This window comes from Streptomyces sp. NPDC048483, assembly GCF_040651455.1.
Lineage (GTDB): Bacteria > Actinomycetota > Actinomycetes > Streptomycetales > Streptomycetaceae > Streptomyces.
Genome location: NZ_JBEZJZ010000094.1, coordinates 22,414 through 33,002, shown reverse-complemented (window position 1 = coordinate 33,002; position 10,589 = coordinate 22,414). Strand labels below are relative to the sequence as shown.

The window sequence follows — 10,589 nt, the reverse complement described above, 5'->3', positions numbered from 1 at the left end:
CAGGCCAGCGACGCGCAGGGGGAGCCGTCGGTGCCGGTCACGGCCGGTGCCGCACGCTCCGCGGGCTGCCGCTCACCTTGGAGTCCGGCGCCCATCGGGTGGCTGCGCGCTGGATGCTCATGCTCGCCAAGGACGGCTACACGGTCGTCGAGCAGCTTCTGGAAGAGAAGAGCCCCGTCGACGTGGCGGAACAGGTCGCCCACGTGGCCGACCACGTGATCCGCAAGCCCCTGGCCTGCGCCACCGCGGCGACCATCACCGAGATGACGATCCCTGCCGACGAGATGGTGCTCATCGCGAGCGACGGCGGCCACGACCAGATCGATGCCGGCGTGCTTGAGGGCCGCCTGGTCCGTGAGCACCACGGCGTTCCACAGGCACTGGCTGACGCGCTCGTCGCCGCTGCCGGGGGGCGAACGCCACTGCGCTGGTAACCGCACCTGAGCGAAGGAACAGAGCGTGGCCATCAAGACTCTGCGGCGGGAGAGATACGAGGCATTCGCTCATCTGGCGCATGGGGCTCCGCCGGCGACATATCAGGATGACGCTGCTTGACGGCGCCCGGGAGAACCAGGGTTCCGACGCTCCTCCACCTCTGAGCCTGCTGTTACCCGTGCCCTCAGTTGCGAAGCGTCATTGCCAAGGCGCGAGTAGACGAGAAGACCCGCACCGTAGGACCGGTGCGGGTCTTCTCGTACTGAGGTGGAGAGGAGAGAGGGGGCCGTGACAGTGGGTGCCGCAAGATGCCGATCAAGGCGATCAGCGACACCGTCTGACCACGTCTTTGCCGGTCAGGTCTCGTTGGCGGTGATGCGCTCGCCTTGGCCGGGGTGTTGGGCGACGGGCGGGTCCGCGTCGGCGCTGCCCTGGTCTTGGGTGTCGGCGCCCGCGATCTGGTGCGGCAGCTTCGCCGCGACGACGATCGTCACCAGGGCGAGGACGGCCGTGACGCCAAAGGCCAGCTTCATCCCGCTCACCTGTGCGGACACGGCAGCGACGCCGTCGGCGATCAGGTGGCTGGAGCGCGCGGACATCACGGTCACCACAAGCGCGGTCCCGAACGCTGCGGCGACTTGCTGCAACGTCCCGAGCATCGAGCTGCCGTGCGAGTACAGATGCGGGGGAAGCCCGCCCATGCCAAGCGTGAAGACCGGAGTGAACGTCGCCGCCAGGCTCACCATCAGCAGCGCATGCAGTCCCAGCACCTGCCAGTACGGCATCGTCGTGGAGACCTGGGTGAACCCGCCGAGGGCGAGCACCATGCCGATCGAGCCGGGCAGCACCAGCGGCCGACTACCGAATCTATCGAACACCTTTCCGACGATCGGTCCCAGCAGGCCCATGCCCAGACCGCCCGGCATGACCAGCAGGCCGGTCTCCAGCGGGCTGAGCCCGCGCAAGTTCTGCAGGTACAGCGGCAGCAGGATCATCGCCCCGAGCATCGCCATGAACCCGATGGACATGAGGACCAAGGACAGGCTGTAGGTCCGGTGCCCGAGGGTGCGCAGGTCCATCAGGGGCGCACCGGTGCGTTGCAGCTTGAGCTGGCGGATCACGAAAACCGCGATTGCCACGACCCCGGTGATGACGATGCCGACGCCGAGCCCGACCTTGCCGTCGGTGTCGCCGAAGAGGCTCAGGCCGTATACCAGGCCGCCGAATCCGAGCGCCGCCAAGCCGACGCTGAGCCAGTCGATGGAGCTCACCTGCGGGTCGCTGATGTTTTCCACATTGCGCAGCCCGAACACGGTCACCAGAGCCGCGATCGGCAGGACGACCACGAACAGCATGCGCCAGGAGCCGACCTGCAGGATCAGCCCGGACACGGCAGGTCCGAGCGCGGGCGCCACCGAGATCGCCAGGGTGACGTTGCCCATCACCCGGCCGCGATCATGCTCGGGCACCACGATCATCAACGTGGTCATCAGCAGCGGCATCATCACGGCCGTGCCTGCGGCCTGCACGACCCGACCCAGCAGCAGCACCTCGAAGGACGGCGCGACGGCTGACAGCACGGTACCCGCGAGGAACACGCCCATCGCTATCGCGTAGGCCTGGCGGGTGGTGACCCGCTGCAGGAACCAACCGGTGATCGGGATCACAACGGCCATGGTGAGCATGAACACGGTGGACACCCACTGCGCCGCCTGCTCGGTGATGCGCAACGAATCCATCAATCGCGGGATAGCGTTGATCATGATGGTCTCGTTGAGGATCACCACGAACGTGGCCAGTACCAGCAGCCGCACCACCATCGGGGTGCGGCCCGCCTTCACGGCCGGTCGTTCTGGTATCGCAGCTGACATCGCAGCACCTCGCTGGGGTTCCTGGTCACAGTCGCCTCGCAGCCAAGGGCCGCCGGCATGGACGGGGGTGGTGGGGACACCGATAAAGACCGGCACGCCTGGCAGAACTCATCGGCCTGCCCAAGTCTTCCGCATCGTTGCACATATCTCCCCCGAATTTTCGTCTGATCAACGAAGGCATCCGTCGGCCACCCCACCCCGACAAGCTGTCCGGAACGTCGGCGTATGTCGGCAGGGTTCGCCGTCGCCGTTTCCGGCCTTTGCGCTGCCCGGCGTCGCAATGGCGGCCCTCCGTAACCGCCCCCTCCTGCTGACGACGGGCAGGCGTGCTCAGCCGGGCCTTGACGTCGCCGGACCAGCGCGCTCCGACGTCCGGCACCCTCATACGCCGCCCCCGTCCCCCCGCAGGAAGGCCGGCGGCTCGGTGGCCAGGCCCATGCGGAAGACACGAATTTCGCTGCCCTTGGGCCTCCAGTTGCGGTCCAGGAACGTCAGGCCGGCCACCAGTCGGTGGCCGTCGGGTGACCAGGCCACATCCAGGCTCCGCGCGGTGGTCCCGCGACCGCTCATGGCGTGACGGGTCACCAGCCGGTGGTCGCTGACCCGCCGGATGGTCACATCGGCCTGCCCCGGAGTGACGCCGGCGACGGCCAAGTGGTCGCCGCCGGGGCTCACCCTGAGGCACTGGACCGTCATCTCGTCGTTCTCAATCACGTCCAGATTCCGGCCGTTCGAGGGGTCCAGCACGTACACCCGGGTGCCACGGGCGACGAACATCTTCGTCTCGTCGGCAGAGAACGCCACGCCCTGGTACGGATCCACGGGCCCCGGCTCCTCGACGTACCAGTCCTCGTCCTCGTCCTCGTACTCCGCGGCTTCGCCGTCGTCCGCTGCCTCGGCCCGGTTCTGGATCTCGTCCTCGTCCTCGTCCGTGGACTCGTCCTCGGTCTTGCCCTTGGTCTCGTCCTTGTCCCCGCTCTCGCCCACCGGTATCACCCTCGTCTCGCCGGTGGGCGACAGCAGCGCGACGGCAGACCCGGCCGCCGCCCCGACCGCATGGTCGACGCGGTAACGGCCGGTGGGCGAACGCACAAGTCCCGCCTGCGCCGACGCCTCGGCCGGACCGCCCGACGCCGCGTCGTAGGCCAGTTGCGGGTACGCGTCCTCCTGATGGCGAACGGTGACCACCGGCTCCCCGGGAATCCACATCAGCCAGGGCGACGTGTACGCGTCCCCGTCGGGGCGGGCGCGCATGCATTCACGCCAGCCGTCGGTGCCGTACACCACCAGCTCGCCGTCCCACTCGCTGCTGACAGCCAGGAACCGGCCGTCGTCGGAGAACGCCAGATGACGAGCCTCGTCCTCGCCAAAAGGCTTCAACCTGGCCACGGGGCGGCGCAGTTCGGGCACCGTCCCCGCCTCGCCCGCGAGCGGCCAGTCGGCGTGCGTGGGATAACTGGCGGTGCGCCACCAGTCCCCGACTTCCAGATGCTCCATCCAGCGAGAGTCGGTGACCACCACGTCGTAGTCGGCGCCTACGCGCACCTCCTCGCTACGGAGCATCTCCGCAGCGGCCTCGGGGGACATCTGGTCGAACCTGTTCCCGTCCTCCCACGGAAACCCGAGACCGCTCTCGTCGAGACGCCTCTCCGCCGCCGACGTGTAAGGGAAGTTGCGTGCCGCGATTCGCTGCACACTCTCGATGAACCACCGGGTATGGGTGTCCACCCACACCTCGTCGAGGTACTGGTCCTGGGTGATCACGCCGCCCAGCGGCGCCTCGTACGCGGACTCCCGCAGGACACGGAGGAAGAAGCTCGCGTCGTCGGTCAGTGGTGCATGCGAGCCGATGTCGTAGTAGACGACGGTGACCCGCAGCCGTAGGCGCCGATGGGGCGGATCCACCGCCAGCACACGCACACCGTAGAGATCCGTCATGTTGCCTCCCCCGCTTGTCCTGGTCGGTCGTTTCGCTGTCGCCGGGATCCCGACGGCAGGGCCCGACATAGACAACCTTGGCATCCGCCTCTGACATCGGGGCGGGGGACAGAGAGCGACGTAGCAAACGAAGCGGCGTTCCGAGCGGAAGCCACAGGCAGTGGGCGATCGTTCCTTGTGCCGAATGAGGGCCGGTCCGGTGTGCACCATCCCCGCGCCACGGGAGACGGGTCACTGGCTCCCGGTGAGTTCGCCGCTGAGCTTCTCGTGGATCTGGGCGCTCGGCTGATTGAGGCCGATGATCTCGACGGTCTTGCCGCGCTGGGCGTACTTGGTCTCGATCGCGTCGAGGGCTGCGACGGATGAGGCGTCCCAGACGTGTGCGGCGCTCAGATCGATGACGACCTTGTCGGGGTCGGTGCCGTAATGGAACTGGGTGGCCAGGTCGTTGGAGGAGGCGAAGAACAGTTCCCCGGTGACGGAGTAGACGACCTGTTTGCCGTCGGGGTCGGTGACGGCGGTGACGTTCGCCAGGTGGGCGACGCGCTTGGCGAAGATGACCATCGCGGTGAGGGAGCCCGCGACGACGCCGATGGCGAGGTTGTGGGTGGCCACCACGCAGGCGACCGTGACCAGCATGACGGTGATCTCCCCGACGGGCATCCGCTTCAGGGTCTTCGGGGCGATGGAGTGCCAGTCGAAGGTGCCGATCGACACCGTGACCATGACGGCGACGAGGGCTGCCATGGGGATGTCGGAGACGATCGGGCCGAAGGCGATACACAGCACCATCAGGAAGGCGCCGGCCAGGAAGGTGGACAGGCGGGTCCGGGCGCCGGACACCCGTACGTTGATCATGGTCTGGCCGATCATCGCGCAGCCGCCCATGCCGCCGAAGAAGCCGGTGACGATGTTGGCGATGCCCTGTCCGATCGACTCGCGGGTCTTGGAGGAGCGGGTGTCGGTGAGGTCGTCGACCAACTTGGCCGTCATCAGGGACTCCAACAGCCCGACCAGCGCCATGGCGAACGCGTACGGAGCGACGATCTTCAACGTATCCAGGGTGAATGGCACATCAGGCAGGCCCGGCACCGGCAGCGAGGAGGGCAGTTCGCCCTTGTCGCCCACGGTCGGCACCGCGATTCCTGCCGCGACCGTGATGACGGTGAGGACCACGATCGACACCAGCGGCGCGGGCACCACCTTGGTGACCTTGGGGAAGAACACCGTCAGCGCCAGGCCGCCGGCGATCAGCGGGTAGACGGCCCACGGCACGCCCGTCATCTCCGGCACCTGCGCCATGAAGATCAGGATCGCCAGGGAGTTGACGAAGCCGACCATCACGCTGCGCGGCACGAACCGCATCAGCTTCGCGACACCCAGAGCGCCCAGCACGATCTGGAAGACGCCGGCGAGGATGACGGCCGCGACCAGATAGCCGAAGCCGTGCTCCCGGTTGAGCGGCGCGACGACCAGGGCCACCGCACCGGCCGCCGCGGAGACCATCGCCGGTCGGCCGCCGACGATCGCGATCGTCACCGCCATGGTGAAGGACGCGAACAGGCCGATCGCCGGATCGACTCCGGCGATGATCGAGAACGAGATCACCTCGGGGATCAGCGCGAAAGCCACCACGAGACCAGCCAGAGCCTCGGTACGGAAGACCTTCGGGGAGAGCCAGGACGGGCGGCCCAGGCGCAGGCGCGCAGCGGCGGACGGTGCGGAGGAGGACAAGGGGAAATGCCTGTCGGGTTCGGGCACACCCTGGGCGGGCGTGCGGGGAAGGCCTATCGGACCGGACGGTCCGTGCGGGGCCCGCGCGAAGCAGTACGGGCAGGAAGTCTTGGGGCGCAGAAAGCGGGGCTCGGGCTCGGGAGCCGAAGGCCCGCGACGTGCTGATCAGGGGCAGCGGATCACGGCGGGCAGGCAGCGGCGGCAGGCATCACGGACACGCGCGCGCTCCTACGGGCTCGGTGGTCATCGCCGGGAGCGTCGTCGATCCTGGCACGGCTGACGGTGCGGGATGCGGGCCCGCACCAGAAAGAGAGGGCACAGTGCCCTCAACCGCGAGCAACTCTACCCTAACGTTAGGGTAGAGAGGGAAGGTGGCCGTACGGGCCACCGCACGGCCGCGAGAGGGCGCACCAGGTGAGCAGCGAGCACATGCAGATCGGCGAGGTCGCCGCGCGGACCGAGCTGTCCCTGCGCACCATCCGCCACTACGAGGAGACCGGCCTGGTCACCCCCTCGGCCCGCTCGCAGGGAGGCTTCCGCCTCTACACCGAGACCGACATCGCCCGCCTCATGGTCATCCGCCGGATGAAGCCGCTCGGCTTCACGCTGGAGCAGATGCGCGACCTGATGGACGCCACCGACCGCCTGGACTCCGGCGAAGAGCTCTCGGCCGAGGAGCGGGAGGAAGGCCTGGCACAGGTGCGCGAGTTCGAGCGGATGGCCGCTGAGCGGGTGACAGATCTGCAGACCCAACTCGCGCGGGCCGAGGAGTTCGCCGCCACCCTGCGCGAACGTCTTGCACCGGTACGGCTTGCTTGACGGCGGTCGCCTGGACTGACCCAGCTTCCCTCGCTCCCGGCTGCCGCCGTCCTTGGACGCCTCGGCCTTCAACAAGTGGCTCACCGCGGACGTGACATTCACTGCCGGAGACGGCCGGCGATTCCGCCGGCAAGGGGTGCTCGTCCTGGAAGATCCGCGCCTACCTGCGTAAACGCGGGATCGCCTGCACGATCCCGGAACGCATCGACCAGATCAACGACCGACTGATACGCGACGAAAACCTCTGCCGCCTCGACCACACCCTCTACCGACGCCGCAACGTCGTCGAACGCTGCTTCGGCCGCCTCAAACAGAACAGAGCCCTCGCCACCCCTACGACAAACGAGCCACCCACTACCAAGCCATGGTCACCCTCGCCTGCCTACAACTCTGGCTCCCATGGCATGCGGACACACCCTAGGTGCGCGGGGTGCCGGCGCAGAGGCTGCGTCCCGGAAACGCGCCAGGGGCGACGTCGTGGTCAGCATGAGCGCACAGGAGGTTCGAACGTGATGCCGAGGTGTTGGAGGAGACCTTCACGCTGCTCGGTTGTGGGCAGGACCATGATGTCGTCGTTGAGTGGCGAGCCTTTCTGCTCGACGTAGCGGAAGTCCCGGGGGCCATCATGGGAGCCGAGCGCTTCGATGGCTTGGCACGCTGCTCCCATGTCGAGGTAGTCGTTCGGCTCCTGTTCGACGCCGAACGAGAGTGGCTTGCCGTTGCATTCGCAGTGCAGTGTCCCCAGGCCGCAGTCTTCGTCGTCCGGGTTTTCTTTCTCGAAGCGGTAGTTGGAGACGGTGACTTTGCCGGCAGTAAGGGCTGCAGCCTCGTCCAGCACGCTTTGGGCCTTCTCTTTGCTGATCATTCCGCGGGAATGGGCACCAGCCGTGCATCGTCGCACCGCATCCATGCGGTCTCACCGTCGGTGAAGAAGACCTCGCCGCCGAACGGGTCGGGTGCCACCGCCACCCCGTTGCGTAGCGCCACGTTGACCGCCACCCTGTCCGACGGGCCCCCTGACTGTCCTGGTGACCCGTGGCACGAACTTCTCGGCCGGTATGCGGCGCGGACGTGCGCGCCGCGGGCAGGCAACGCCCGGCTAGCGTGCGATCTCGTCCAGCAGTGCTGCCAGTTCCGTCGGCCGGGAGAACATCGGCCAGTGTCCAGTTGGCAGGTGACGTAGGTCCATTCGGGCCATCGATTCGAAGACTGCGTTGCCGCTGTCGGCCATCATGCGCACCTGTTCCGGGGTGAAGGTTGAGGCGATCACCGAGCAGCGTGTGTCTGGTGGCACCGTGGGGCGGACCAGGGGGCGGGTGACGGTCGCGAATGGTTGAGGTGTGGCCAACGTGCCTATCCGTGCGAGATGTTCGTCAGTAAGTCCCGCCAGGTTGTCCGGATCGGCTTCCGGGTCGAACGGCGGCGCCGGCAGCCGCCAGCCGTCCCCCTCCTCCACGACCTGCTTGCGCCACTCCTCCTGCGTTTGGGGCTCGTTGAAGTCGATCACTGCCATGCCGCCCGGCAGCGGTCCTGCGTCTACGTACACGATCCGTGCGATCAGGTCCGGAATCCGGTCCGCGGCGCCAGTGACCGGCAGGTTTGCTCCACTGTGGCCGACCAGCACCACATCTCGCAGACCCTTGCCTTCGATGAAACGGACAATGTCATCTACATGCGTGTAGACATCCACGTCCGGCGTGGCCTCGGCTGCCCGGTCGGCCAGACCGGTCAGGGTGAGCGGGTAGACGTCATGTCCCGCTGCCCTCAGCTCCGATGTGACATCTTCCCAGGCCCAGGCTCCGAGCCAGAACCCGGGAACCAGAACGATCGCCGCCATGCCTGCCCCATTTCTCGTGTGTCCTGCCGTGTTGGACCACAGGCTAGACACGATGGCGGACATCTACTGTCCTAGATCCACCGCAGGGGACAATCTTGCTGAGGGATCAGGCCACAGTCCTGCGAACCCAGTCCCGCGAACCGTCTGGTGCGTGACGAGCGCAGCCAGGGGCGCACAGCGGCAACGGTCACGGTGCCGTGAAAGACATGCGCTCGCTTGTCAGAGCGGGTAGCTACAGCACGGAAGTGTTTGAGCTCAAGGGAGAATGGGATTTCAAGCGCACCAAGCACGGCCTTGTGACAGCGGGCATGCCGGGGCGCGCCGCGACCACCCGGTCCAGGTCCTCTTCCGCGTCCGCTTGGGCCAGCAGAGCGGTGAAGACCCGTTCCCATGTGCCGTCGATCGCCCCGTTCCGCAGCCTGCTGGACGCGGCCATCAACGAGTGGCTGTGACCAGTTCGAGAAACGCCCTAGAGCAGCCACTTCCCGTCGCGCATCAGGGTCCGTCCGGCCATCTCGGGAACCGTGCCCCACGCCTGTAGCACCTGCGGGGTGACCTGGAAGAAGACGTACGAGGGGTGGTCTTCGCGAGGGTCCCAGCCGTCCTTGGCGGCGAAGGCGTCGCCCACCTCGGCCGGAAGCTCCTCGCGGGTCAGCATGCGGGCGGTGCCGTGGACCAGGACCACGTCCCGGCTATGGCCGAAGCTGAGCCGGACCCGACCCGAGGCACACAGGTTGCGCCCGGTCGGGTTGGTGTCGCGGGTGGACAGCCACACCGCCTCGCCATCCCACCAGAAGGCCAGCGGAACGAGGCACGGCTCGCCGGTAGCGTCGGCCGTGGCGGCCCATACGTCGTTGTCCTGCACGAGCCGTTCAAGCGCCTCGCGCTTGCGCTGCTCCGGGCTGCGGGGACCGCTTGGCGGAGAGTCAACTGCCGTCATGTGGGGAGGCTACGGCGTGAGGCGCTCGGTCACATCCGGCGGCGGAACTAGGTCGCAAGGCGGAGGGTCGTCCTCGTACTGGGCGTACCCAAACAGCCGACAACGCAGCAGCGAGCATGCCAGTCGGGACTTTCGATACGCGCCCTGGCTGTGCTGACCGGAGAGGCTGGTGACGCGGCTGGCGGGTGTGTGGCCGCTGATTCCGGTGTGGGTGGGGTCGGTGGTAGTGGTACCAGTCCAGCCAGTCGGTGACTGCTGCCTGCCGTTCGCTTTCTGACGTGTAGGGGCGGTGGTAGGCCCATTCGTGCGGCGTGGCACACCCCGGGCCGGCCACGCCAAGCCGGCCACCTCCACCTGATTCGGGCGCAAGCCGATTGCCGCAGGGACGGAATCGGATCTGCCGGACTGGCCGCGGCGGAGTCCGAGGGCGCCATGACCTTTCCTGGGCCGGCGTTCGTGACGCGCGCCCGCCGCTCCCCGCTCCGTCACCAGGCTGCCGGGGCGGTCGCCGCGGTGTGCCTGTTGGGCGGAGCTGCGGTTGCGGCGCCTTACGCGAGGGCCGGATTCGCCTTTCAGATCGTCAGGGCAGCAGCAGAACAGGGCTGCTCTTCGACGTCAATGGCGCGGTGACCGACCGTAGCGGCACCGTTCCCGCCAGCGGTTCCGCCATGGTCTGGGCGCCCGCCTCCGCCGCTTCCGTGCCGGAGCCCGGTCGGTATGTACTGCTGCTCCGCCCTGCACCCGCCGAACTCCGGGACGGTGGTACGGCGTTCGGGATGTCCGCCCGTCACATGCTCCGCGTCGAGGGTGACCAGGTGCTCGTGGACTGCGCGGACAAGCCCGACAGCGAGAAGCGGCAGCGGGCCGTGACGCTGCCGCGACTGCGCGCCGCGCTGGGCCGTCAGTGAACCACGCCCGGCGCGCGTCCTCAGCGAGGCGTCAGGTCCGGTAGAACCACAACTCCTCGTCGGGGTAGTCCACGATGATCTCGCTGGTCGGCCTGTCGCGGTGGCCC

General features: G+C 67.8%; 9 protein-coding genes and 5 pseudogenes. 5 read left to right on the top strand and 9 right to left on the bottom strand.

Translation table 11 applies throughout. The annotated features are described in order from the left end of the window. Nucleotides 1-434 (top strand): annotated as a pseudogene (locus AB0D04_RS33115) (hypothetical protein); the annotation flags it as partial. 357 nt (nucleotides 435-791) lie between these two features. Here the strand turns inward: AB0D04_RS33115 and AB0D04_RS33110 are convergent. The 3 genes from AB0D04_RS33110 to AB0D04_RS33100 all read right to left on the bottom strand — a co-directional run bounded on the left by AB0D04_RS33110 (nucleotide 792) and on the right by AB0D04_RS33100 (nucleotide 5,978). Then, on the bottom strand, nucleotides 792-2,306 hold the full coding sequence (locus tag AB0D04_RS33110; protein WP_362710929.1) for an MDR family MFS transporter: 1,515 nt from the start codon (nucleotides 2,304-2,306) through the stop codon (nucleotides 792-794). A 381-nt stretch (nucleotides 2,307-2,687) separates the two neighbouring features. After that, nucleotides 2,688-4,244 (bottom strand): hypothetical protein, encoded by a 1,557-nt coding sequence (locus AB0D04_RS33105; protein WP_362710926.1) that lies wholly within the window; start codon nucleotides 4,242-4,244, stop codon nucleotides 2,688-2,690. A gap of 231 nt (nucleotides 4,245-4,475) precedes the next feature. Next, on the bottom strand, nucleotides 4,476-5,978 hold the full coding sequence (locus AB0D04_RS33100) for a SulP family inorganic anion transporter (RefSeq protein WP_362710923.1): 1,503 nt from the start codon (nucleotides 5,976-5,978) through the stop codon (nucleotides 4,476-4,478). Between the two features lie 414 nt (nucleotides 5,979-6,392). On the opposite strand from AB0D04_RS33100, the gene AB0D04_RS33095 reads away from it, so the two are divergent. Continuing rightward, complete coding sequence (locus tag AB0D04_RS33095) at nucleotides 6,393-6,797, top strand: MerR family transcriptional regulator (protein WP_362710920.1); 405 nt, start codon at nucleotides 6,393-6,395, stop codon at nucleotides 6,795-6,797. 275 nt (nucleotides 6,798-7,072) lie between these two features. Then, nucleotides 7,073-7,218, top strand: a pseudogene (locus tag AB0D04_RS33090) (transposase); the annotation flags it as partial. A 60-nt stretch (nucleotides 7,219-7,278) separates the two neighbouring features. Here the strand turns inward: AB0D04_RS33090 and AB0D04_RS33085 are convergent. The 4 genes and pseudogenes from AB0D04_RS33085 to AB0D04_RS33070 form a co-directional block, all read right to left on the bottom strand. Next, a complete protein-coding gene (locus AB0D04_RS33085; RefSeq protein WP_362710917.1) occupies nucleotides 7,279-7,662 on the bottom strand; it encodes a hypothetical protein in 384 nt (127 codons plus the stop codon). Nucleotides 7,663-7,691: 29 nt separating this feature from the next. Further along, nucleotides 7,692-7,796, bottom strand: a pseudogene (locus AB0D04_RS33080) (phosphatase); the annotation flags it as partial. A gap of 100 nt (nucleotides 7,797-7,896) precedes the next feature. Beyond that, complete coding sequence (locus tag AB0D04_RS33075) at nucleotides 7,897-8,634, bottom strand: alpha/beta fold hydrolase (RefSeq protein ID WP_362710914.1); 738 nt, start codon at nucleotides 8,632-8,634, stop codon at nucleotides 7,897-7,899. A 158-nt stretch (nucleotides 8,635-8,792) separates the two neighbouring features. Further along, nucleotides 8,793-8,900: pseudogene (locus tag AB0D04_RS33070) on the bottom strand (IS5/IS1182 family transposase); the annotation flags it as partial. Here AB0D04_RS33070 and AB0D04_RS33065 point away from each other — a divergent pair. Continuing rightward, nucleotides 8,880-9,086 (top strand): hypothetical protein, encoded by a 207-nt coding sequence (locus tag AB0D04_RS33065; RefSeq protein ID WP_362710936.1) that lies wholly within the window; start codon nucleotides 8,880-8,882, stop codon nucleotides 9,084-9,086. The pseudogene AB0D04_RS33070 and the gene AB0D04_RS33065 sit on opposite strands and share 21 nt — an antisense overlap. A 17-nt stretch (nucleotides 9,087-9,103) precedes the next feature. Here AB0D04_RS33065 and AB0D04_RS33060 read toward each other — a convergent pair whose 3' ends face one another. Continuing rightward, a complete protein-coding gene (locus AB0D04_RS33060; protein ID WP_362710912.1) occupies nucleotides 9,104-9,574 on the bottom strand; it encodes a pyridoxamine 5'-phosphate oxidase family protein in 471 nt (156 codons plus the stop codon). A gap of 147 nt (nucleotides 9,575-9,721) precedes the next feature. Beyond that, nucleotides 9,722-9,878 (bottom strand): annotated as a pseudogene (locus AB0D04_RS33055) (IS481 family transposase); the annotation flags it as partial. Nucleotides 9,879-10,200: 322 nt separating this feature from the next. On the opposite strand from AB0D04_RS33055, the gene AB0D04_RS33050 reads away from it, so the two are divergent. Beyond that, on the top strand, nucleotides 10,201-10,482 hold the full coding sequence (locus AB0D04_RS33050) for a hypothetical protein (RefSeq protein WP_362710910.1): 282 nt from the start codon (nucleotides 10,201-10,203) through the stop codon (nucleotides 10,480-10,482). The last annotated feature ends 107 nt before the right edge of the window (nucleotides 10,483-10,589 follow it).